Annotated in this window: 18 protein-coding genes and 1 tRNA gene; 4 read left to right on the plus strand and 15 right to left on the minus strand. The window is 36.6% G+C overall.

Features of this window, described 5'->3' with window-relative positions:
* Positions 1-47: 47 nt before the first annotated feature.
* Genes LACWKB8_RS05945 through LACWKB8_RS05965 form a run of 5 tightly spaced genes read right to left on the minus strand, consistent with a single transcriptional unit; the run spans position 48 to position 7,145 of the window.
* Complete coding sequence (locus LACWKB8_RS05945; RefSeq protein WP_038523352.1) at positions 48-1,025, minus strand: 3'-5' exoribonuclease YhaM family protein; 978 nt, start codon at positions 1,023-1,025, stop codon at positions 48-50.
* Positions 1,018-3,513 (minus strand): AAA family ATPase, encoded by a 2,496-nt coding sequence (locus LACWKB8_RS05950; protein ID WP_038523355.1) that lies wholly within the window; start codon positions 3,511-3,513, stop codon positions 1,018-1,020. The genes LACWKB8_RS05945 and LACWKB8_RS05950 overlap by 8 nt, the downstream gene beginning before the upstream one ends.
* Positions 3,500-4,711 carry a DNA repair exonuclease gene (locus LACWKB8_RS05955; RefSeq protein ID WP_038523358.1) on the minus strand — a complete coding sequence of 404 codons (1,212 nt, stop codon included), beginning with the start codon at positions 4,709-4,711 and terminating at the stop codon, positions 3,500-3,502. The genes LACWKB8_RS05950 and LACWKB8_RS05955 overlap by 14 nt, the downstream gene beginning before the upstream one ends.
* Before the next feature lie 2 nt (positions 4,712-4,713).
* On the minus strand, positions 4,714-5,070 hold the full coding sequence (locus LACWKB8_RS05960) for a YlbF family regulator (protein WP_038523361.1): 357 nt from the start codon (positions 5,068-5,070) through the stop codon (positions 4,714-4,716).
* Positions 5,071-5,087: 17 nt separating this feature from the next.
* The gene (locus tag LACWKB8_RS05965; protein ID WP_038523363.1) at positions 5,088-7,145 is read right to left on the minus strand and encodes a PBP1A family penicillin-binding protein; all 2,058 of its coding nucleotides are present in this window, start codon (positions 7,143-7,145) and stop codon (positions 5,088-5,090) included.
* A gap of 82 nt (positions 7,146-7,227) precedes the next feature.
* On the opposite strand from LACWKB8_RS05965, the gene LACWKB8_RS05970 reads away from it, so the two are divergent.
* Entirely contained in the window at positions 7,228-8,103 is an 876-nt protein-coding gene (locus tag LACWKB8_RS05970; RefSeq protein WP_038523366.1) for an RluA family pseudouridine synthase, read from the plus strand.
* 231 nt (positions 8,104-8,334) lie between these two features.
* Here the strand turns inward: LACWKB8_RS05970 and LACWKB8_RS05975 are convergent, their stop codons facing one another.
* Positions 8,335-9,249: a proline-specific peptidase family protein gene (locus LACWKB8_RS05975; RefSeq protein WP_038523369.1), complete on the minus strand. Its 915-nt coding sequence runs from the start codon at positions 9,247-9,249 to the stop codon at positions 8,335-8,337.
* Between the two features lie 20 nt (positions 9,250-9,269).
* On the minus strand, positions 9,270-11,036 hold the full coding sequence (locus LACWKB8_RS05980) for an oligopeptide ABC transporter substrate-binding protein (RefSeq protein WP_038523372.1): 1,767 nt from the start codon (positions 11,034-11,036) through the stop codon (positions 9,270-9,272).
* A gap of 183 nt (positions 11,037-11,219) precedes the next feature.
* Here LACWKB8_RS05980 and LACWKB8_RS05985 point away from each other — a divergent pair, with 183 nt between their 5' ends.
* Positions 11,220-12,590: a serine hydrolase gene (locus LACWKB8_RS05985; RefSeq protein ID WP_038523375.1), complete on the plus strand. Its 1,371-nt coding sequence runs from the start codon at positions 11,220-11,222 to the stop codon at positions 12,588-12,590.
* A 65-nt stretch (positions 12,591-12,655) separates the two neighbouring features.
* Here LACWKB8_RS05985 and LACWKB8_RS05990 read toward each other — a convergent pair whose 3' ends face one another.
* From LACWKB8_RS05990 to LACWKB8_RS06020, 7 genes are all read right to left on the minus strand, one after another.
* Positions 12,656-13,435, minus strand: a complete 780-nt coding sequence (locus LACWKB8_RS05990; RefSeq protein WP_038523378.1) for a S9 family peptidase — start codon at positions 13,433-13,435, stop codon at positions 12,656-12,658.
* 197 nt (positions 13,436-13,632) lie between these two features.
* Complete coding sequence (locus LACWKB8_RS05995) at positions 13,633-14,502, minus strand: aldo/keto reductase (RefSeq protein WP_207204682.1); 870 nt, start codon at positions 14,500-14,502, stop codon at positions 13,633-13,635.
* Between the two features lie 193 nt (positions 14,503-14,695).
* Complete coding sequence (gene fba, locus LACWKB8_RS06000) at positions 14,696-15,610, minus strand: class II fructose-1,6-bisphosphate aldolase (RefSeq protein ID WP_038523383.1); 915 nt, start codon at positions 15,608-15,610, stop codon at positions 14,696-14,698.
* 98 nt (positions 15,611-15,708) lie between these two features.
* Positions 15,709-17,394 (minus strand): arginine--tRNA ligase, encoded by a 1,686-nt coding sequence (gene argS, locus LACWKB8_RS06005; RefSeq protein ID WP_038523386.1) that lies wholly within the window; start codon positions 17,392-17,394, stop codon positions 15,709-15,711.
* 255 nt (positions 17,395-17,649) lie between these two features.
* Complete coding sequence (locus LACWKB8_RS06010) at positions 17,650-18,294, minus strand: L,D-transpeptidase (RefSeq protein WP_038523389.1); 645 nt, start codon at positions 18,292-18,294, stop codon at positions 17,650-17,652.
* Positions 18,295-18,336: 42 nt separating this feature from the next.
* Positions 18,337-19,179 carry an NAD(P)H-hydrate dehydratase gene (locus LACWKB8_RS06015; RefSeq protein WP_038523392.1) on the minus strand — a complete coding sequence of 281 codons (843 nt, stop codon included), beginning with the start codon at positions 19,177-19,179 and terminating at the stop codon, positions 18,337-18,339.
* A 2-nt stretch (positions 19,180-19,181) separates the two neighbouring features.
* Positions 19,182-20,411: a serine hydrolase gene (locus tag LACWKB8_RS06020; protein WP_052059710.1), complete on the minus strand. Its 1,230-nt coding sequence runs from the start codon at positions 20,409-20,411 to the stop codon at positions 19,182-19,184.
* A gap of 155 nt (positions 20,412-20,566) precedes the next feature.
* Between LACWKB8_RS06020 and LACWKB8_RS06025 the strand changes: the two genes are divergently transcribed.
* A tRNA-Leu gene (locus tag LACWKB8_RS06025) sits at positions 20,567-20,650 on the plus strand.
* A gap of 326 nt (positions 20,651-20,976) precedes the next feature.
* Complete coding sequence (locus tag LACWKB8_RS06030) at positions 20,977-21,201, plus strand: PspC domain-containing protein (protein WP_038523398.1); 225 nt, start codon at positions 20,977-20,979, stop codon at positions 21,199-21,201.
* 122 nt (positions 21,202-21,323) lie between these two features.
* Here LACWKB8_RS06030 and LACWKB8_RS06035 read toward each other — a convergent pair whose 3' ends face one another.
* Complete coding sequence (locus LACWKB8_RS06035) at positions 21,324-22,967, minus strand: polysaccharide biosynthesis protein (RefSeq protein WP_038523401.1); 1,644 nt, start codon at positions 22,965-22,967, stop codon at positions 21,324-21,326.
* Between the last annotated feature and the right edge of the window lie 87 nt (positions 22,968-23,054).

A 23,054-nucleotide genomic window follows, 5' to 3' on the forward strand; every position in this document is an offset into this window, starting at 1 on the left:
ATATGTATTAGTTTTGAAATAAAAAGAATTTAACTAATATTATGATATTACTCTAACTTGCGCGCTTTACCCAAAGACTCATCGGTCTTAGGACGATAAAACTTACGCCCTCCTTGACTCATGATATTATCGGTAAAATTACCTGGACGAGTATGTTGTAAGGCGTTAGTGATCGCATAAATTGACGCATCTAAATCATCAATACGATGTAATAATTCCGCTTCAAGCAGCGCTGGTAATTTAGGCGAACCATATTCAAACTTGCCGTGATGAGATAAAACCATGTGCCGTAAAAGCAGCAAATCTTCAGATTCAAGATCAATCTTAAGTTGTTGCGCTGCCAACATAATTTGCTCGTCAATTAAAACCAAGTGCCCAATTAAATTGCCCTCAGTCGTATACTGAGTTGCAGCAGGTCCAGTTAGTTCCAACACTTTGCCCATATCATGTAGAATGCAACCAGCATAAAGCAAGGAACGATTAATTTGCGGGTAATTAGTGGCTAAGCCCTTGGCATCACGCAACATAGATACCGTATGGTATGCCAAACCGCCACGTACGGCATGATGATTACTTTTGCCAGCAGGGAATTCAAAGAAACGTTTCTCCCATTTTTTTAACAAAAACCGCACAATCCTATTCCACGTCGGATTTAATATCTCAAAAACGTATTGATTTATTTCTTCTTTCATATCCGCGATTTTTTCAGGAGCAGACTTTATAAATTGGCGCAGGTCGTAGCCTTCTTCTGGTCCCACGACACGGAGACTGTAGATTTTAATTTGCGGTTGGCCTTGATATTCTTCACGCTTACCATTCAACTCAACAATTGTACCGGCATTGAAAGTAGCAGCATCTTGATCATTAGCATCCCAAAAATTGCCGCGAATTTCACCCGACGAGTCACCAAAGGACATTGCTAAATATAGTTTGCCTTTCTTGGTATGTCTTAATTGCGAATTTTTGATTAACACCACTAGTTCCAATTCCTCGCCGTCATTGTAATCCAGCAAACGTTTATACATTTTTGGTTCCTTTCGTTAAAGTCAATGGTTGCAACTGCAATTTATCAACCAGACTCGTTTGTGCGGTAAAAATCATAACTTGATTATTTTGGGCAATTTTATGAAGCAATTTATTTATTTCATCCACCCTGGTATCATCAAAGTTAACGAACGAATCATCAATTAAAATTGGTAAATTGATCTGGTCTTTAATTTGTTGGACAAACGCTAACTTTAAGGCAAAATACAATTGTTCTGATGTTCCTCGAGAAAGATACTGCACTTTAATTTTTTTACCGTCAAAACGGGTAACTGTTAATTTTTTATCAATATCAATATCATTATACCGATTATTTGTTAATAGTCGCAAATATTCTTTTGCTGTAATTAGCATTTTAGGGAAACGTTCATTTGAGGCAAGATCAAGAGCTCGTGCAATCCACTTTGAAACGACGAGATCAGACAAATAGTCTGCACTTAAATTTTTCAATGAAGTTCTTAAATTGGCAAGTTTTTGTTTTTCTGCAAATACAACGGTCGAATTGGCCAAATCAGTCATTTTTACCTTGATTTCTGCAATTGCTGATTGTGTCTGCTGAATATCTTTTTTAATTAAAGAGAGTTCCTCTGTTAACTTGCTTAGTTTTTGAGTGCTCTTTTCTTTATCTTTAGTAAAATCTTCAAGTTGATTTAGATCATCCTGTAAATTAGACTTCAGAACTGCAATTTGCCTTGCGATTTCTTTCTGTTCCTCACTTTGGTGCTTAATTTGCTGGTATTCATTAAAGTCGGCCACATGAGCACGCGCAAAAATCATTTTTAATTTGATGTTGCTATCATGCAGTTCCTCTTTACTTTCAGCCAAATTATTTTCCAAACTAATCTGTTCTTCACGCCGTGAGCGAGTAACTTCCAGCTTCTTACTCAGCTGTTCGAGTGCAGTTAACACACTGGTAAAATCAACAGCCACATTCTGTCCAATAATTTGACTAATTTGTGCTGCCAAATCTGCCAACTCATTATGCAGTTCTTTTTTGCGCACTAAAGTACTCTCCAGTTTTTGCTGCTGCACCTGATACTGCCGCCAGTCATTAATTAAACTATTTATATCAAAGTGAGCCAAACTAACATGGTAATAATTTTCAAAAGCTTGGCGCTTTTGCCTAACTTTTTGTATTCTTTGCGCCTGATCACTGTTTTTTTGCTGCTTTTGCTGGAAATATCCTGATAGAAGTAAAAAGGCGCCTAAAGCTAAAGCAAGCAACCCAAACGCACGGGCAATAAATAATAAAACAATACCCAATACAACAGCAGCAATACCAATAAGCATGACGGAGTTGGGCTTACTATTGTCAGCTGCTTCATTTTTTGTTTTGTCATCAGGTAAATTGCGATAATCATCATGCAACTTGAGAATTTGTTCTTGTGAAAATCCTGCAATCTGCTTTAAATTGGGATCTAATGTCAACAGCTGTTGCTCATCATTTTTTATTTGGGCTTCTTTTTGAATGCAATTATGATATTCCGTTTGCCATTGCAAAACTTCGGGCTTTTTTTGAATTAAATCCTTTTCATTAGAATCATCATTTTGATTTTGCCTAAACTCACTTAACTTAGCCGCTATTTTTTCCTGCTTTTTACGTAAATTTTCTATTTGCATAGTTAAAGTTTGTGCAGACTGATATTGTTCTGAGTCAAAAGCAATTGGTTTAGCCTGCTGCTTTAAATGTTGCAGTTTTTCATAACTAGGAATGAGCTTTTGGGTCTTTTCCAAGTCATTATACTTGGTTTGGAGTTCAAGTTGTTTTTGTTCTTGCTTATTTAGGGCTTCTTCCTGCTCTTGATAATCTTTACTTAAATCTTGATAAAGCGCAAATTCGTTTTCAGAGGCACGAACATGATTTTCTTGATCTTGTACCTGCTTTAGCAGTTGGTTAACAGGTGGATTTTTACCTGCTTTTTTAAAAAGACTACCAGCATTTTTAGCAAAATAATCACGTAAATCAAGCAGTTTATCACTATTAGCAGCTCCGAGATAATAAATACGTTCTAACAAATCAGATTGCTGAATTTGTCCAACCTTTGATAACATATCTTGATTAAAAATAAAACTATCTGCGTAAAAACCACCATTAATATTTTTTATTTGATCAAAAAAAATATTCTCTGGAACTACCTGATTATTGCGCTTAACAGTCAAGGTGCCAAGTTTTGAGCCTTTGCCACTAGCATATAGCCTTTCTAATTCATAAAGCTCATGATCATCATTTTTAAAAAAAAGCAACCCACCCATTGGGCTAACTCTTGCTAGTGGTTTATAGTCTTCAAAAAAAGCAGAGCTATGTTTAGCTAAATGAAAGCCAAACATGACTTGCTTAATGAAAGCAACAATAGTACTCTTTCCTGCTTCATTAGCACCGTAAAAAACATCAATATCTGAATTAGGCAAATCAATAGTAAAATTTGAAAATTGACCAAAATTAACTATTTTGATTTTAATTAATTTCATCGTTAACACCTTTCAATTTACTATTCAGTTTCACTTCAGCTAATTGTTTTACTTCTTCCACAAAGTCATCACTTTGAGCTAAATCATCGGTGTATTTGTCTTTTAAAGCCCAATCCTTGCTAATTCGTGCAAACTCATCTGTAGCAAAAATTTCTTTTTCCGCTTGCATAAAATACTTCCGGTCATTTTCAGCAACTTCCAAATTGCTATCAGTAATAAAACGCACATCCACCAACTGAGAATCAAGTTCAAGCTTAGCCGAAATCATTTGCCAAAAATCGTTATCTTGAACCAATTCTCTTTCCTTTTCGTTAAGCAAGTCCGCACCTTTAATCCGCAAACAAAAATAAGTAGTTGAGGTAGCCGCAAGCTGCGCAACAATTTTATGTTCTAGTTCAGTTTTTGATAGAGGCTCAGTTAATTCAATTTGTTTTTGCATCCAAGTAATCGGATTAGTTTGCACAAATTTTATTTCCGTTTGCTTAGTCTGCTCATCGATAATGCCTAAATAACATCCCTTTGGTCCGGTTTCATTAATATGGCGGCCTTGGATATTACCCGGATAAACAATTAAAGGGGATTTGGCTAATACCTGCCGCAAATGAATATGACCCAAAGCGAAGTAATCATAATTAAGGTTTTGCAGTTCACTCAACTTGAACGGTGCATATACATTTTGACTATTTTGACTGGTCTTTTCTTGAGCATGCATTATCCCAAAGGTGTAGCAATTTCTTTTAACGGGAAATTTCGCAATTAAGTCACTGGTAATGTGGTTGGCAAAATAAGAAAAGCCGGTTACGTCATACTCAAAACCAGTTTTCGTTGTGAAAGAACAAGTTTCTATTTTTTCGCGGTTACCTAATAGCTTAAAAAACGGACTTTTAGGTACCAATAAGTCCTCTTTTACCATATGATCATGATTGCCAAAAATCATAATTACCTGGATTTGGGCCTGGATTAAACGCTCAATTTCATGAGCAAAGAAAATTTGTGAGCTGGGATTTGGTTGATAACTGTCAAACGTATCTCCAGCAATTAGAACTAAATCGACCTGCTCTTGCAATGCTAAATTTACTATATTGGTTAAAGACTTAAGTGGGGCTCTTTGAATTTGCGCAAAACTATCAGATGGCAAAAAAGATAGCCCGAGAAAAGGACTATCTAAATGTGCATCAGCAAAATGGATGAATTTCATTGTTACTTATTATTTCTAAGACCATCATAGAGGTCATTAATCGGCTTAGTTATTGCTTTTTGAACGTCATCAACAGTTTTATACAGAGCTTGTTCAGCTTGCAAAAGCTTTAGTATCTGTTGGTCTTTTTGGACCTTTTCGTTCAATTTTTGATAATCATCTTGCAAATCTTTGGGAAAATCTCTGCCTTCAGTTTGAGAATTGATAATTTTAGTTTGCATTTCGTCCATCTGTTTAAACAGAGCAGTACTTTCTTGGTTATTTTTAACTGCCGCAATCGCCTCTTGCAATGCTTTAAATTCGTCCAGTTTTTGCAAATCAGCTGCTACTTGATTTGCTGAATCATAAATATTAATCATGTATTATATCCTCCTTATTAATGACCCAAAAGTCCTTTAAGGTCATTATACCATTCATTGATTTTTTGACCTGCAGAACCCAGACCTTTTTCAATTTTATCTCCAATTCCTTTAGTCCAGTCTGTGCCGGCACCGTTATTTTGAATAATTTGTCTTGGAGCTTGTTCTTTAAACTGATTTTGAGCTGTATAAGGCAAAATACTTTCCATTTCAGCTTTATAAAGTCTGGTAATTTCAGTTTCAGAAACACCGTGCATAAAGTGCTGCCGGTTAGTGCGGTCAAAGCCGACCCAGGTAGCAACTACAATGTCAGGTGTATAACCAACAATCCACTGGTCTTTTGTGCCAAAGCCATAAGAATTCGGCACTTCAGTTGAGCCTGTTTTTCCTGCCACACGGTAGCCGGCTGGTTGCGCAGAAGTTCCAGTTCCTCCGGCAAAGACTCCTAACAACATTGTAGTCATTTCTTTAGCAGTATTTTCGGAAATAATGCGGTGAACTCCAGTATCATGATTTTCAGCTATGACATTGCCACTAGCGTCAGTAATTTTTTTAATGAAATACGAATTGTTAGGTAAGTTGCCCTTATTAGCAAAAGCAGAATACGCCCGCGCCATTTGCACAGGTGATACCCCTGTTGAAAGCCCCCCTAGAGCCAGTGCCAAGTTTTGATCCTCTTTTGGCACCTTAAGACCAAAATTATTGGCAGATTGAACGCCCTTCGCAACGCCTATATGGTCTAAAAGCCACACGGCAGGAACATTTTTACTTTGTGCTAATGCCATATACATTGGTATTTTATCTGAATAACCATTATCAACGTTATGCGGTTGGTAGCCATTTTTACCAAAACGCTGCAATTGATTTGAAAGTTGGGAATCATAATGATATCCCTGCTGCAGCGCAGGCGCGTAAGAAACTATCGGCTTAATGGATGAACCTGGCTGCCTCTTCATCTGTGTTGCCCTATTATAGCCGCGAAAAACATGTTTACCACGACCGCCAACTACGGCGCGAACTGCTCCTGTAGTTGGATCCATGACTACTGTTGCACCCTGCGTTCTTGTGCCATCAGCCGCATTTTGCGGGAATAAATAATCTTGCTCAAAACGTTGCTGTAATTGCCGTTGGTAGTTTTGATTAAGGGTAGTATAAATCTTAAGCCCCTTGTTCATCACGTCTTCTTCTTTTAAGCCATAGCGATTGATTGCTTCATCAACCACAGCATCAAAGAAGTATGGGTAACGATAACCATTTTGATTATGATATGTATCACGCAGAGTTAACCCGATCCTTTGCTCACTTTTGGCACGTGCTTTTGTTAGTTTCTTATTATCCACCATCAAATTCAATATTAAATTACGTCTGGATAAAGCATAGGACATGTGATCAATAGGATTGTATCTACTAGGATTACGGAGAATTCCCGCTAATGTGGCACCTTCACCTACAGTCAGCTCACTGGCATTTTTGCCAAAATATTTCTTGCTGGCATCCTGAACTCCCCAAACGCCATTGCCAAAATAGGAATTGTTAAGATACATAGTCAAGATATCTTTTTTGGAATAAACATGATTAATTTCAACTGCAAAGAAAAGTTCTTCAATCTTGCGGGAAAATGTTTGCTTTTGAGTCAACAAAGCATTTTTGGCTAACTGCTGGGTAATTGTTGATCCACCACCAGCAATTTGCCCGTGATTAAGCACTATACCAAGAGCGGCACGACCCATGCCCTTGATGCTAAAGCCGGGATTTTTCCAAAATGTTCTGTCCTCAGTCGAAATGACAGCATTTTTGACGTTAGGAGAAATCTTGTTGTATTCCACAAATGTGCCCTTTTGCGAATACAGCGAGCCTGAATTTTGGTTTTTATCATCGTAAATGCCGGTCGTTGCGGCTAATGATGCTTTTAAATTTGATATATTCGAAGTTTTAACTTTAACGGTATAATAAGTACAAACCAAGAGAGTTACGGTAAGCAAAATCAAAATGATCCAGCGACCGATAAAAAAACGGTTATCAAAACGGTGCCATAAAGCACTCAGCCCGTTTTTCCGTGGTTCATTGTTTTCCATTTGTATCTGCTCCTTTACAAACAAAAATTGTACCATATTAGAAAGAATCGCTTTTATTTTCAAAAAGATTTAATAAATATTTATGAGCTATTATTTTACACTAAATTATCCGCAAAAACTTAAACCGTGTTCTGTGAGCGATTTACTGCGTCTTTTATTAATCCCGCGTAAATGGCGGCATTTTTTACGTACCGAACGCAAAGTATTGATTAACGGTAAATATCACTCATTTAATCAACTGATCTACCCTAAAGACAAAATTGAGCTCTGGCTGGATCACGTTGAAACAAAACAGAATACATATCCTGCAAGCGGCAATTTACCAGATGTTATATTTGAGAACCAAAATATTTTAATCATTAATAAGCCAGCCGGTCAGAAAACGCATCCCAATTTAGCTGAAACAGATACCGCTTTAAATGATTGCGCCACTTATTTGGGTTATTCACCCTTCATTGTACACCGCTTAGACATGTTAACGAGTGGTCTGCTTCTTGTTGCCAAAAATCCTGCTGTTGTCCCAATTTTAAATCGTGAATTAGTCAGTAAAACTTTTCACCGTGAATACTTAGCAGTAATAGATTTTTTAAAACCTCTCCCCCAAAAGGGAACGATTAGTTTACCAATTGGGCAAGACCCACTTGACCAACGCAAACGGATAGTAACTGCATCTGGTCTTAAATCCGTATCTCATTATCAGGTACTAAAAATTCTTTCAAGACAGACTGCTTTAGTCCAAATAGCACTAGAAACAGGTCGGACCCATCAAATTCGTGTTCATTTGGCTGCAATGGGTTGTCCAATAGTAGGAGACCCGTTATATAACGCTAATTTTAAGAATGAAGGGTTCTTACATTTAACTGCATATCAAATTTCCTTAATTTCTCCTTTCACATTTAAGCGCATTAATGTCAAGTTGTCTAAAGATAAAATCCCGTTATTTACAGACATAACATAGTTTCAAAAAAGCAAAAAGACCGTTAGTCATTTTAGACTGACGATCTCTTTTTTGTTAATTCGGAGATATTATATCTAACAATTTAAAATTTAGTATATGCCATGATTGCTTGTTTAGTAGTTTCTAAAATCAGTCCAAGCAGTATCATAAAACACAATTTTCACCTGAATAACCAACACCTAAAACCATTAAAAATCGCAAGGCTTACTATTTGCACTAAATTTTAGCAATTTAATCACCCACGAAAGTACCAGCTTCTACTTCACGGATAAAATCTGCTACGTGCTTATAGTAAACTTCAGGATTATCGACCATGTGATGATGTCCAGCATTCGGTGTGGTAACTAAGCGTGAATTAGGAATTTCACGTTGCATAATCTTTGCGGTTTCCAAAGGCATAGTATCTTCTTCGCCAAAAGTCAAAAGGGTCGGCATTTTTATTTGCTTTAAGTACTTTCTAAAATGCCAATCTTTTAATTTACCTGTTACTACAAATTCATTATCACCTTGAAAGGCATGGTAAACAGGCAAACCACCGATACGTTTAATATGATATAGCTTACATGGCTGTCGTCGATCAAGAAAATTAATGTTTAATATTTGAACATCCTCTTGGTAACGTTTATTGTCATAGTCGTTGCTTTCTTCACATTCACGCATAAAGTCTATTTCTGATTGGGGAAAAATTTCTTGTCTACGGCGGTTAATTGACTCAATATAGTCATCAGTATCATCAACCATTGAAGAAATAATCGTGCCTTTTAAGTGCTGACCATATTTAACAGCATATTCTTGTGCAAGTAAGCCACCCCAGCTTTGTCCAATTAAGTAGCAATTATCAAGACCAAGTTTGGCACGAACTTCATCAACTTCATCAAGGAAGTATTCATAAGTTAAGTATTTGGCTGCAATTTTAGGATCATCATAATCCGGTTGATCTGAATAAAGTGAGCCTAATTGATCATACATAGTAACTTGAACATGTAGTCCCTGCTTTGCTAATTGGTCAGCGGCGTCTTCCCAATATTCATGATTTCCTCCTGGACCTCCGTGAAGCGCTAATAAATGAATATCACCTTCACCTTGAGTACTTGTCCACAAATGATAGCCATTATCTAAAGTTATAATTTTTGTTCCAGGCCTCATTAAAAATTTACAGCTTCTTTCTATTTAATAAAACCTACTTCATTCCATAAAGGATGACTATTGTTTTGTTTTGACGGCTTAAGCGAATAGCCAGAAATCTTGTCATTAACAGCAAAAATCTGATAAGAATTATCAACTGGGATAACATAAGCCTTCTCATTCATATACCTTTGCCATTCATGAAATTTTTTAACCCGATAATCATGATTAAAAGCCTTTTGAGAATTTATTTCATTCAAAAGCTTGTTGTTTTTTGCAGTTACAAACCTGGTCATGTTAAACGGTGCTGATTCACTATAATATGGGTGGGGCGAGGGCTCAGTAGGTGTTGACCAACCAGCGAGATACATGTCGATATCTTTATTATCATGTTGTAATTTATCGTAGAAAGAATTGTGTTCAATTAAGCGACCTGTGGCTAATTGGACATTAAGTCCAACTTTATGCCATTGCTGTAAATAGTTTTGAACTATTGGCTCTTGCGTAGTATCTCCACTCATGGCAGCAAAGCGAATTACGAGAGGCTTTCCGTTAGGCTGAACGCGCCACTTTCCTTTCTTTTTATAACCCGCTTTATCTAGAATCTGATTTGCCTTTTTTAAATCGTAATTATATCCTTTTTCAGTTTTATCAAAGTAATCACCAAACTTTTCTGGGACTAAAGTTTTGACTCTAAACGTTAAGCCATACGTATAACGCTTATTAACCGCATCAACATTCATAGCATAACCTATTGCCTGCCTTAAGGCCTTATTATTCATCTTAGCATTAGAATTCATGACATTCTTGCTCTTATTAGCATCCCATTTTCCTACTTTAAAACCCAAATAATGATAAGCAATTGGAATTTGAGCAATGAAGTTCACGTTTTTGGTAGTTTTAATTTGTGGCCACTGGGTGTTAATTACAGGAATAATATCAAATTTATGACTTTTAATTGCTTGAGAGGCAGAATTAGAAGATACTACTGAAATAACAACTTTATCTAATTTTGGTTTCCCTCTCCAGTAGTATTTGTTCGGTACCCACGTTACAGATTGTCCTCTAACTAGTTTTTCCATCTTAAACGGTCCGAAAAATAACGGATTTTTTCTGATCCTGTCAGAAGATTTTAATTTTGCGAAAGGAATATCTTTCAAATAATGATAGGGTTCAACTGCTTCCCAAAGCGAACGACTTCCGGCATTTGACATACTTGGATTTAAAGCTGAGCAGTGTAAAACAACTTTACGGCCATTTTCTCCATCAGGCATTTCAATTCCGGAAATAGTTTTAGCTTTACCTTCATGGTATTCTTTTAGTCCCTTTAATACTTCAAACTGACTGCTATAACGCGGACAAGCTGTATCTTTGTTAGCCAAAATCTCATACGCATATTCGAAATCTTTGGCTACTACTTGTTTGCCGTCAGACCATTTAACGCCCTTTTTAATATTGATTGTGATCGTCTTATGTTTAGGATCTAATTTACGTGTAGCTGGACCTTTATTAGTGACACCATATTGATCATCACTATCGAATAAAGTTTCTTGACCGGGAGCTGCAACCATTGAGTCTACATCTTCAGAGGAAAGTTCTTGTGAAAAAATACCTGAAAATGGAGTATCTGTGACAACTGCAACCCTTACAGTTCCACCATTTTTAATACTTTTCTTAGGTGTTTCAACAGTAAATTTTTTTACTGTTTTGGTATCATCACTATTGCTAGCATTTTTAGAACAAGCTGCCAGTGTTAAGGCAGCAAGGCACAAAATGCCAGCAGAAGCAAATTTACTTCTTTTTTTCATAAAAATCACTCATTTCATTATTTTTTACTTATATTATTAATAAATTTATCATTAATGTCAAATTCTATCATCATATATTTTAAAGGACTATTTAAAAGAATTTTTATTTAGTGTAAAATAGCAAATGCTTCTGTATAATTTTATTATGGAAAAAATAAATATAGAAAGAGTTAGATAGTGAATATGAATAAGCAAAAAATTGCTGATTTAGCTCAAAAAGTGAGCGACACATTTAGATTACCCAGTTTAGGAATTGGCGTGTATCACAATGGTGAAAGTTTTAGCCATGTTTATGGTGAAGCAGAACAGGACAGTTTGTATCCTTTAGCTTCAATTTCAAAGACCTTTTTTGCCACTGCTGTTTGTCAATTAGCTGATTCTGGTCAAATTAGTTTAGATGATCCACTTAAGAAATACTGGCCTGACTTTAAACTGGTCGACCAATACGCTCAAGACCATTTAACATGGCGTGATGCATTAAGTCATCAAAGCGGCTTGCCAGCGCATGATCTGATGCGGTTCACCAATATGAATAAACATGATTTAACTTTAAAAGAAAAAGCAGAACACATTGGTCATTTAGAGCCGAATCATGAATTGCGGTATAAAATGCAATACAGTAATTTAATTTATGCCGTTGCTACCTACGCCTTTGAGCAAGCCATTGGTCAAGATTACGGCAAATACGAACGCAGTCATTTGTTAGAACCATTAAATTTAAATCATACCTACATTAATCATCACGAAGCACCAAGGGAAAAGATAGTTAAACCTTATATTGGCGACAATAACATCACCAAGGAAGTTCCTTTTATAGCACCAGGAAAAGTTGGTGGTGCCAGCAGCATGCTTTCAACAATTTCTGATCTGCTTTCATGGGCGAAATACCAGTTAAAATTGCAAAAAGAAAGTAAAAATAATGCTATGGCTGAACACTTCTTGCCACAATCAATCATGTCGCCAAGCCGTGAATACGGTGGCGCTAATTTTGGAGCCTACGGTTTAGGCATGATGATGGAAGATTACCGCGGTCATAAATACTTTTATCACAGTGGTTCATATATTGGCTATTGTTCTTTTATGGGCTTTGTTCCCGACCTCGATTTGGCTTTTGTTTCAACCACTAATATGGATTCAACGGATGCTATCTTCGCACTGGCATATCAAACCATTGACAATGCTCTAGGAATAAATGAAACGGATTGGACAGCAAAAGTCAAAAAGGCTGTGGACCAAAAAATAACAAAGCGTGAACAAAAGATTGGCAACCTTATAGGAGACACACCACAAAAGGTTAAAGCTAACAAAGACCAACTAGGCGACTATCACAATCCGGGTTATGGTTTAATAACTTTGAGTGAAAAAGATGGTAACTTAATGGTTACTATCGGTAAAAAGAAATACCCGGTAATTATTAACGAAGATGGTAAGATGTTTGTTGAAGTAAGATTGTATCAACATCAACTTTTACCAATTGCATTCCAGCAAGACCAGATTTTACTCTTAACAGAGCCAGCACTAAATAAGCCAACTGAATTCAATAAAGTAAAATAAAAAAGCTTAACTGCGAAGCTAAGCTTTAGAATTACTATTAACCAGCTTTAATCAAAGCTGGTTTTTTATTTGATATGTGCGCTAATCCACGGGACAATTTTACCAATAACTTCATTTAATTTCGTAAAATCACCTGTTTCAACGTTAAAAGTGTGATTAGCACCTGAAACGGTAAAAGAATCAACATTAGCCATGTGACACGTTTTAATAAAATTCAGGCTAATATTAGGATCTAAAGTAGGATCATCTGTACAAACTTCAACCAAGATCGGATTTTTAAAGTTTTTGATGTTATCGTTCACTGTGTCTTTCATATCATCTAGGAATTTTTGATATAAAAGTTCAACGCCGCCACAACTTGTATGAACAATGCTGTAGCCTAAGTTAGCCATTTCAAATTTATCATAGCCAACATTTATGGGCTCAAAGGTATTAATGGCACCATTTAAAGAAACAATAATTTTAGCTGGCAAAGTTGAACAGGTAAACGCCAGTCGCCCGCCAAGGCTATGACCTAATAAGCCAACATTTTCTTTTTTAACATACGGTAAATTTTGTAAGTACTTAAAGCTTGCTTTTACTTCTCGTATCATTACTTTCATACCATAGTTTTCCCGCGAATAAAGATTTTCACCCATACTGCATAAATCAATTCTTGCAGCCACAATACCAGCTGCTACAATTTTTTGGCTGATTCTTGCCAGCATATAATTGTCATTATTTCGTGATGACATAAAGCCGTGAATCAACAGAACTGCTGGGAATTCATTTCCTTCATCGGGTATATCTATTTGGATAGGTACATCATGGTCAATGCATTTTAAAAATCTTAATTCTTCGCGCATTTTGAACAACTCCTTAAATTCATAATTGCTTGTTGTACCACATACATTATACTGTCAGAAAATTGATTATACACACAATAATGCCAAACTTTTATTAACATTTTTTCCTTTTAAATAAACAAAAAAGACTATGTATCAGCTACTTGCAAAAGCCGCATTGATAGTCTTCTTATTATTTTATTTAAACGTTACTAAAACTACTTCTCTCTCTTGCCACCAAATACTGGAAAATGACTGGATGAACCGTAGTCAAATGATTTGACAGCCTCCAGAGTTTTCATGTCCTCATCATTAATCACAAAGTTTAATTCTGAGTTTTCTTTCATGTGAACTGGATTAGTTGATTTAGGTAAGACAACGGTATTTAATTGCCAATCATAACGGATACACAATTGAGCAACCGACACCTGATACTTAGCAGCCATCTTTTTAATGACTTCATTATTGAGAGCTTCACCGTGAGCAACAGGCGAAAATGACTCAACTACAATACCATTTTGCTGACAAAAATCAATTAAGGGCTTTGGCGTTGCACCAATATGGCACAAAATTTGATTAACCATTGGTTTAACGTCACTATTAGCAATTAAATTGTTCAAGTCTTCTGGTTGAAAGCTGGAAACGCCAATTGCACGTAGTTTGCCGGCCTTCATTGCTTCTTCTAGAGCACGCCATGCTTCCAGATTACCCTCAAAGTGGCGGTCATCAGACTGGTTAACTTCTATCCAGGGCTGTGGATTATGAATGATCATCATGTCCAAATAGTCTAGTTTCATGCGTAAAAGAGTTTCATCAATTGATTTTTTAGCATTAGCATAATCCTTAATTTCTGCTTCAACTTTCGAATTCACAAAAATTTGCTCGCGCTTAACTCCAGATTTTCTTATTCCGTCTCCAACTCCACCTTCATTATGGTAAGCCTGAGCAGTGTCAATATGACGATAGCCAATTGCTAACGCGTTTTCGACAGCGGCAGAAACTTCATTGTCTGGAATTTTCCATGTGCCAAAAGCTAATTGGGGAATTGCTACGCCATTAGATAGATTTAATACTTTATCAAAAATCATAATTTGCCTCCATTCATCTTTTTCTTGAGTATAACGCTTAAATTCAACTTTAAGTCAAACTATTTTTATTTTTTTAATTTTTTTAGTGGTACTGTGCAAGTAATTAATAGTAGCTTTTAAGATTTCTGAAAAGTTGCCAACAAAAAAAGAGCAATCTTTATACGATTGCTCCAATGCTAATATTATTTACTAATTATTCTAAGTTCAATGAACTCTTGTCAAAACCAGCTGACTTAATCTTGTCATCAATTGATGGAGTACCAAGCCAAGTGATCATTTCCTTCATTGAGGCTGTAATTGCTTCAGTACCAGGAAGAAGAAGCTTACGAGGGTCATAACCCTTGTTGTCCTTGTCTTCATCCTTGTGAGCTTCAAAGTACTTACGAGTAGCAGCTTGGAAAGCTAATTGGAATTCAGTGTTAATGTTAACTTTAGAAATTCCAAGAGAAATAGCCTTCTTAACTTGGTCCTCAGGAATACCTGAACCACCGTGTAAAACTAGTGGTACAGAAACTGCGTCAGCAATTTCCTTTAAGCGGTCAAAGTTTAGTCCTTTCCAATCAGCAGGGTAAACACCATGGATGTTACCAATACCACAAGCAAGCTTGTCAACACCAGCAGCAGCAAAAGCTTTTGCATCTTCAACAGAAGCAAGTTCGCCACCTTCAGCGCCTTGGTTTTCACCAATTTTACCAATTTCAGCTTCAACTGAGATGCCACGTTCATGGGCTAACTTAACAATTTCCTTAGTCTTAGCCAAGTTTTCTTCGGTAGATAAAGCGTGACCATCAAACATAACTGATGAATAGCCAAGTGCAATACATTCCTTAGCAGCTTCAAAATCACCGTGATCTAAGTTCAATACAACTGGAACTGAAATATCCATTGCATCAATTTCATCTTCAACTAAATCCTTAGCAACCTTATAGCCACCCATGTATTTAGCTGCACCCATTGATACTTGGATTAAAACTGGGGTTCTTGTTTCCTCAGCAGCCTGCAAAATTGCACGAGTCCATTCCAAGTTATTAGTGTTATAAGCACCTACTGCATAATGGTTTTTACGAGCATCTTTAAAGATTTGGTTACCATTATCTAAATATGCCATTAAAAATACCTCCTATTAAACTTACAGTCATATTGTATCGTATTAATTAAACATTGAACAATCTTTTATTTGATGAAAACGCTATTATTTAATATTTTTTACATTTCCTTAGGAGCATTGACTCCTAATAGACGTAAAGCCTCAGTTAAAACAATTGACGTGGCTTGTACCAGAGCTAATCGTGCACCGATTTGAGCATCATCAACTAAAACTTTGACATTAGCATAGTACTTATTGAACTTTTTAGCTAAATCAAGAGCATACTTTGCAATAACAGATGGTTCGAATTTAGCACTACTGCGTGCAATAATCCGTGGGAAATCTGCTAAAGACTTGGCAACGCCAAAGGACCAATCATCATCAATATTTATATCTGAGAGTTGTGGTTCATGACCTTGCGTCAAAGCTTTACGTAAGACGCTTTGTGCACGTGCATTGGTATATTGGACATAAGGACCAGTATCACCTTCAAAGCGCACAACTTCGTCCAGATCAAAGTCAAAGTTTTCGGTTCTTTCATTTTTTAAATCATGAAAAATAACTGCACCAACGCCAACGTCATGAGCAACCTGATTTTTATTAGCTAAATCGGGATTTTTTTGCTCAATTTGCTTTTGAGCAAGTTTAACGGCGTCTTGTAACACTTGATCAAGAAAGACCACATTGCCTTTTCTCGTAGACAATTTTTTGCCGTTTTGGGTAATTAAGCCGAAAGGAACGTGATGGATTTCATCAGCCCAATCATAACCCATTTTTTTCAAAACAGTCTTTAATTCCACAAAATGCTGTGACTGCTCATTACCAACCACATAAAGCATTTTGACGAAGTGGTAAGTTTTCATCCGGTAAATCGCTGCTGCTAAATCCCGGGTTAAATAAATACTACTGCCGTCAGACTTAACAATTATGGCAGGATTTTCATCCTCACCCATATCAACAACTTGTGCGCCGCGTGATTCATGCAAAAGACCCTTTTCCTTTAGCTCATCAATCACAGGCTGCATTTTATCGTTAAAGAAGGCTTCACCCTTATAAGAATCAAATGTTACTCCCAGTTCCTTGTAAATACGTTTAAAATCAGCTAAAGAAACATTACGGAACCATTGCCATAGTTTTACCGCTTCTGGATCGCCGTCTTCCAGTTTTTTAAACCAAGCACGGCCTTCGTCATCAAGTTCTGGATGTTTTTCAGCTTCTTCATGAAATTTTACGTAGTATTTAAATAAATTCATGATGGGGTCTTTTTTAACATCTTCTTCAACGCCCCAGTGCTTATACGCAGCAATTAATTTGCCAAATTGCGTGCCATAATCACCCAAATAGTTGATTTTTATTGGTGAATAACCAACTTTTTCCAATGTTTTCGCAATGGAATTGCCGATTACTGTAGAACGCAAGTGTCCCATTGACATTGGTTTGGCAATATTCGGACTGGACATATCAATTGGAACATTGCCTTGGCCTAATTTTTGATCACCATAATGCTCTTTTTCTGATAAAATTTCTGCAAGTGTTTGGGAAATCAACTTACTATGATTAATAGAAAAGTTAACATAAGGGCCAACAGCCTTAATCTCGGCAAAGTCAGGACTCGCAATATTATTTGCTATATCTTGAGCAATAGCAGCAGGGTTTTGGTGCATCACTTTTGCTAAAGCGAATGCAGGGAAGGCATAGTCTCCCATTTTTTCGTTTTTTGGTCGTTCAATTAATGAACTAATTTTATTTTTAGGTAAATCGACCTGTGCTGCTATCAAGTCAACTACTTTATCTTTAAAATCCATTTCAGCCTCCTAATGCCAAAAAAAGTCCCTTCCTTAGGATAAAGGAAGAGACGAGTTTTTACCCGCGGTACCACTCTTGTTGATACAAAGTATCCGCTTTGTTTAATTTATTAATTAATCAGTTAGACACGCCTTCAACCATCTTTTTGACCCGACTCACATCAACTCGGGTTCGCTTGTTCAAAAAAATGTCTACTACTTCTAACCACTTTCAAAAAATGATTATAACAGGAAATATCGTTTGCGCCAACTATTTCAGTTATTTTTGACAATTACTTTTGTACCGGCGGGAATTTTTTCTACCAGCCAGCGCGAGTCAGGAACACTCAACCTGACGCAACCGTGAGAAGCAGGCTTTACTCCCAGTTTTTCTGCTTCTTTAACATTATATTTGCCATTATTCTTTGTTGGTACCGAGTGAAATAAATAAACATTCTGTTTGTCCCAACTAGTCCAATTATTGGCACCTTCATTTAAATCGGGGTTGTAAAAGGAATCGCCACGATCATTTTTGATTTTGAAAGTTCCAACTGGAGTTAAAGATTTGCCTTTTTTAAAGAGACCAGCACTCGCAATCATGGTATATATCCTTTTACCATTGCGCAGAATATAAACGCGATTACCTTTAAGAGAGACTCGGATAGTCAAATCATTTTCAAGATGCTTAATTTTGGGATATGGTTTAGTTTCGCTGGGCTTTTTCCAGTTAAAAGGAGCACGCAGGTCTTTAGGATCTTGATACGGACGAAAAGAAGCTGCAGTTTTTATGACAGCAGTTTTCTTATCTGTTGTTTTATGTTCCTCTGTTATCTGAGAAGGCATAGATATTCGTGCCAAGCTGATCGCACAGATTAAAAGAACACAAAAAGCTGTCAATGTTTTTAATAAACTGTTTTTCATGTTAAATTTTTCTCCTCAACCATAATAATTGCAAAATAAGCACTAATTGGCATAATGCCTCATCAATTTGGGCAATAATGCACTAATTTCTGTAGGACGAACAACATAATTATTTTTCGCCAATTGGTCACCAGCTAAAGAATGGATATAAACTGCAGCTAAAACAGAGTTGAGATTACCACCAAACTGTGCTGTAAATCCGCCTATGATACCAGCCAAGGTATCGCCCATACCACCTGTTGCCATACCTGGATTACCAATAGGATTAACGAAAGCCGGCTCAGACTTGGAATAAACGTGGGTATGATTGGATTTTAAAACCAAAATTGCATTTTGCGTAGGAAAAATCCTTTTTAGCGCATCCACATTGGCACTGTCAGTTTGATACGGTATTCTAATTTGACTTAAGCGTTGCCATTCCATCTGATGTGGCGTTATAACGATTAAGCCAGCAGTTTGCGGAATTAATTCTGGCTCTTGTCCAATAAAGGTCAAAGCATTTGCATCTAAAATTAAAGTTTGCTTTGCAGAAATACTTTGATTGAGAATGGTCATAATTGTATGAGCAACAGAACCAACGCCTAAACCCGGACCACAAACAATCACATCCATTTGCGGGATCAATTTTACTAAATTTCGGTCACGCCAGTCAACAAACATAATTTCTGGATCGCGAGCGTGAAGTGCATCGAGGTTCACAGCATGAGTGGCCACAGAAATCAGTCCTGCCCCACTGTTAAGTGCACCTTCAGCCGCCATAATAATTGCACCGCCATAGTTTTCGCTTCCACCTATTAAAAGGATTCTGCCATAATTACCTTTATGAGAATCACTTGGTCTTTTTTTAATGACTTTTGGCAAAATGCTTTCTATAATTGTGCTCATTTTTAACCCCCAAATAACCAGCGCCAGAAACGGACAAAGATATTTACTTTATTAGTTGATTGTAAGGCTTGAGCCGGCAAAAGTAATCCTGCAGGATTAAGTAATGAGATTATTTTCTGGTTTCCTTTTTTAAAAACATATGAATTAACTTTTTGGCCCGACTTAATTGGCGCTTCAATCTGTTTCGCAGCCAATTCAATCGTAAATTTCTGACCATTTTGCGGTACCCAAATCAAGCTGTCATTTTTCATACCAATATTGATTTGCCTTGCTTGACCATTATGAACAGCCATATTGGTTTTGCCAATAATGACTTCATTACGCTTAAATTTTAATGGTTGATAATTTTGATAAACATAGTCTAATAATTTGGCAGTTTGAATAAAACGGGCCGGATCTGTATTAGTTTCGTGTTTAGCCCCCATCACTACTGTGATTATTCGACCACCTTTATGTTTAGCAGTTGCGATAAAACACGCACCTGCTGCGTCAGTAGTTCCTGTTTTTAAACCGTCTATTTCTAATCTTTTACGATACTGCGGCATTCCTTTCAACATCCAATTAAAATTACTCATGGGTGTTGCGAAATCCTGATCCACAAAGTTCAACTTAGCTATTTTAGTAGTGTTAATTACATTAGGGTAGTCTTGCAGCAAATGAAGACCAACTAAAGCCATATCTTTAGCCGACAACATATTTTCGTCATTTTTATCTGCACCAGGGTAGGCGTCACTTCCGACACTTTTATTAGGTAAGCCGCAGGTAGTATAAATACGACCATCTTTAATATCCCATTTTTGCAATTGGCGACGCATTTGTCTTACAAAAGCCGTCTGTGAGCCACTTATTGCCTGTGCCAGCATCATTGCCGCCCCATTAGCTGATTCGATCAATGTAGCTTGATATAGCTGTCTAATCGTATAAGTGTGCTTCATGCGCAGTGGAACGTTAGAATATTCTCTGTTGCTGGCAACAGCAAAAATCTGCCTTGTGGGTGTGACCCTGGTATCCCAATTGATTTTGTTCTCATCTATTGCTTTAAGTGTCAGATAAGCAGTAATAAGCTTAGTCATTGAAGCTATAGGTAAAGGCTGATTAATATTTTTGCCATATAAAACCTGTCCGGTCTTACTATCTATAGCAATTGCGGCTTTAGCATCGATTTCTAGCTTGTCTTGATCGTAATTATCAGGGGCCTTTTTGGCTGCAACAACAGTATTTACCGGTGCCATTAGCAAAAATAAGCTAATTAATGTAAGTATGAGTGCTTTAACTTTATGCTTCAAGTAATGAAACTCCCTTTCCAGAATTTTTTTGAATATTTTTCTATTTATGCTTACATTTTACCAAATTTTTGGTATGATTATTACTGTGTTAAAAATGACATGCCCCGATGGCGGAATTGGCAGACGCGCAGCGTTCAGGTCGCTGTTTAGGTAACTAAGTGAAAGTTCGAATCTTTTTCGGGGCATAATTTTATAAGCTAATCCAGCAGGATTAGCTTTTTTTGCATTTAGAGTAGGTTAAAATCGAAAAATTATTTAGCTCAATCCTGATTTCTAATATTGTGTAGCCAGATAAAATCATTTTGATTTATCACAACTGAAGTGGATATTGAATTAATGTCATTAGCTGGCGTAAAATACAGCATCATTAATTTGCTTTTTTAAAAAATAAGTTTATTCTGAACATATCAAATTACTTCTCGAAAGTTACAATAATCTTTTTTATCTAGCAATAACTAAATCTTACTATGGGCAATATGTATTGTGCTTTAAAAGCAAAGGAGGAATTATCGTGCAAAAGCGGTTAACAAAATCAGATGATAGAGTTTTATTTGGCGTTTTAGGCGGAGTTGCTGAGTATTTCGGCTGGGATAAAGCTTGGACCAGAATTGGCGGAGCATTTTTAATATTGTTCACAAATATTGCGGGTTTACTTTTATATCTAGTTGCTGCAATTGTAATGCCTGACAAAAATCGTCATGATGATACTCCCGCGGGTGAATTTCACCACCGTTAACATTGAGATTTGAAAATTTATCTAGTACAATATAGTTCCTTGGCAAGGGCGCGCAGAAATGTTTTATAACCATTTTTGCAAACAAAGAGCGTTATTATCAAATATGATAATAACGCCCTTTTTTATGCGTGAATATGCAATTTTTCTAAAAGAGGTACAATCTTTTCTCCTAAAATTTTTTGTGCAAGTTCAGATTTTATTGCAGCAAAGGCGTAGAATAAACACCCGGCAATTACTGAAAGCAAGACAATTACTAACGATTGCAAACTACTCTTTGGACTTAAGAAGAGTTCTAATGCCCTTTCCAAACCTAAGACTAATATGAACATCATTACTGAAAAGGCAGTAATGCCAATAAAACGCCTTCTAGTCCGATTTTGATTAAAATTATAGCCGATTTTAAGATGCTTCAGTGCCATAAAGATAATTACCAACATGCCCAAGTTAGTTGCCAGCAGTGGTCCATAAACTTTAAAGAGATAAATCATTGGATATTGCATCAGAATTTTGATAATTAGCCCTAAAACCAAATATTTTATTGCCAACGTATTTTCTGATAAGCCCTGTAAAATAGCCATCAATACAGTAAATAACCCCAAAGAAATAGCAGTAAAAGAAGAAAGGTACAATACATTTGAACCTAATTGGTCGTAACCATAAAAAATGGTGTAAATCGGGGTAGAAATTGCTGCCATCCCAAAAGCAGCCGGTATCATGACAAATAAGAACAAATCTAATGTATTACCTATTTGATCCGAAATTGCGTGAAAATCATGTTTCGTATGGGCTGCTGATAGTAGCGGTATTGCAGTTACTGCCATCGCACTAGCTAAAGACACAATAATCATGATCAACTTATTAGCATTAAGCGCAAACAAAGCATACCAAGTTTCAATAGTATTATTGCTTGCAGTAATTAAATTAGCAATCATTGGATGGAAAGTATATTGATCTACGAGATAGAAAAGCTGAATGCCAGCATCAATAATAATAAATGGAATAGCTTGGGCGATGATTTCAACAAATAAGGCCGAAGTTGAAACCTGAATTTCATTGTCGGAATTTTCTACCAATTCGTCAAGCATGGTTTTTCTGGAAAACAAAAACCACGCTAAAATAGCAATGCCAAAAATCGCCCCAATTGCAGCTGCAAAGTTGGACTGCACTACAGCATCCACAAAATTGCCGTGCTGCACCTGCATAATCACGTATGCAGTCAGCAGCATCCAAATAACACGGGCTAGCTGCTCGACAAACTGGGAAATTGCAGACGGCATCATATCTTCATAGCCCTGAAAATAACCCCTCATGATGCTCAATACAGGAATAATTAAAATGGCATACGATAAGCTACGCATTACTTTTACCTGTCTAGGATCAACTTGGGCACCGTTAGAGGCTAAAAAAGGCGAAGCAAAATACATGATCCCTGCTGAAATAATTCCTAAAATCACCATAAGAATTAGGCCACGATGAAACAGTTTACGACCAACGCCATATTCATTAAGTGCATTATATTTTGCTACCTGCTTGGCAACAGCACCAGGAATTCCCGCAGTAGAAATTAAGATAAAAATACTGTAGATGTTGTAACTTCTTGCAGTCAGAGCGTTAGCAATATTACCGTAAGGTGACATCCAATAAAACCACGGAATTATATAGAGGGCACCTAAAATACGTGAAGTAATAGACCCAAAAGTCATCCACGCACTGCCTTTAATAAAAGTGTTTTGCGTATTTTGTTCTGATGAATTATTTTCTCTCATTAATATTCCCTAAATCTTATTTACTAACTATATTATTGTGAATGAAAAAAGGCAATTAACAACAAATATACTTTGCACTTTAGGAAA

Origin of the sequence: Lactobacillus sp. wkB8 (assembly GCF_000761135.1) — a bacterium.
Lineage (GTDB): Bacteria > Bacillota > Bacilli > Lactobacillales > Lactobacillaceae > Lactobacillus > Lactobacillus helsingborgensis.

What these genes read in the sequence shown, in the direction of transcription:
- LACWKB8_RS05945 (WP_038523352.1), bottom strand. Translation starts at nt 1,025, where the DNA reads ATGTATAAACGTTTGCTGGATTACAATGACGGCGAGGAATTGGAACTA.
- LACWKB8_RS05950 (WP_038523355.1), bottom strand. Translation starts at nt 3,513, where the DNA reads ATGAAATTAATTAAAATCAAAATAGTTAATTTTGGTCAATTTTCAAAT.
- LACWKB8_RS05955 (WP_038523358.1), bottom strand. Translation starts at nt 4,711, where the DNA reads ATGAAATTCATCCATTTTGCTGATGCACATTTAGATAGTCCTTTTCTC.
- LACWKB8_RS05960 (WP_038523361.1), bottom strand. Translation starts at nt 5,070, where the DNA reads ATGATTAATATTTATGATTCAGCAAATCAAGTAGCAGCTGATTTGCAA.
- LACWKB8_RS05965 (WP_038523363.1), bottom strand. Translation starts at nt 7,145, where the DNA reads ATGGAAAACAATGAACCACGGAAAAACGGGCTGAGTGCTTTATGGCAC.
- LACWKB8_RS05970 (WP_038523366.1), top strand. Translation starts at nt 7,228, where the DNA reads ATGAGCTATTATTTTACACTAAATTATCCGCAAAAACTTAAACCGTGT.
- LACWKB8_RS05975 (WP_038523369.1), bottom strand. Translation starts at nt 9,249, where the DNA reads ATGAGGCCTGGAACAAAAATTATAACTTTAGATAATGGCTATCATTTG.
- LACWKB8_RS05980 (WP_038523372.1), bottom strand. Translation starts at nt 11,036, where the DNA reads ATGAAAAAAAGAAGTAAATTTGCTTCTGCTGGCATTTTGTGCCTTGCT.
- LACWKB8_RS05985 (WP_038523375.1), top strand. Translation starts at nt 11,220, where the DNA reads ATGAATAAGCAAAAAATTGCTGATTTAGCTCAAAAAGTGAGCGACACA.
- LACWKB8_RS05990 (WP_038523378.1), bottom strand. Translation starts at nt 13,435, where the DNA reads ATGCGCGAAGAATTAAGATTTTTAAAATGCATTGACCATGATGTACCT.
- LACWKB8_RS05995 (WP_207204682.1), bottom strand. Translation starts at nt 14,502, where the DNA reads ATGATTTTTGATAAAGTATTAAATCTATCTAATGGCGTAGCAATTCCC.
- fba (WP_038523383.1), bottom strand. Translation starts at nt 15,610, where the DNA reads ATGGCATATTTAGATAATGGTAACCAAATCTTTAAAGATGCTCGTAAA.
- argS (WP_038523386.1), bottom strand. Translation starts at nt 17,394, where the DNA reads ATGGATTTTAAAGATAAAGTAGTTGACTTGATAGCAGCACAGGTCGAT.
- LACWKB8_RS06010 (WP_038523389.1), bottom strand. Translation starts at nt 18,294, where the DNA reads ATGAAAAACAGTTTATTAAAAACATTGACAGCTTTTTGTGTTCTTTTA.
- LACWKB8_RS06015 (WP_038523392.1), bottom strand. Translation starts at nt 19,179, where the DNA reads ATGAGCACAATTATAGAAAGCATTTTGCCAAAAGTCATTAAAAAAAGA.
- LACWKB8_RS06020 (WP_052059710.1), bottom strand. Translation starts at nt 20,411, where the DNA reads ATGGCACCGGTAAATACTGTTGTTGCAGCCAAAAAGGCCCCTGATAAT.
- LACWKB8_RS06035 (WP_038523401.1), bottom strand. Translation starts at nt 22,967, where the DNA reads ATGAGAGAAAATAATTCATCAGAACAAAATACGCAAAACACTTTTATT.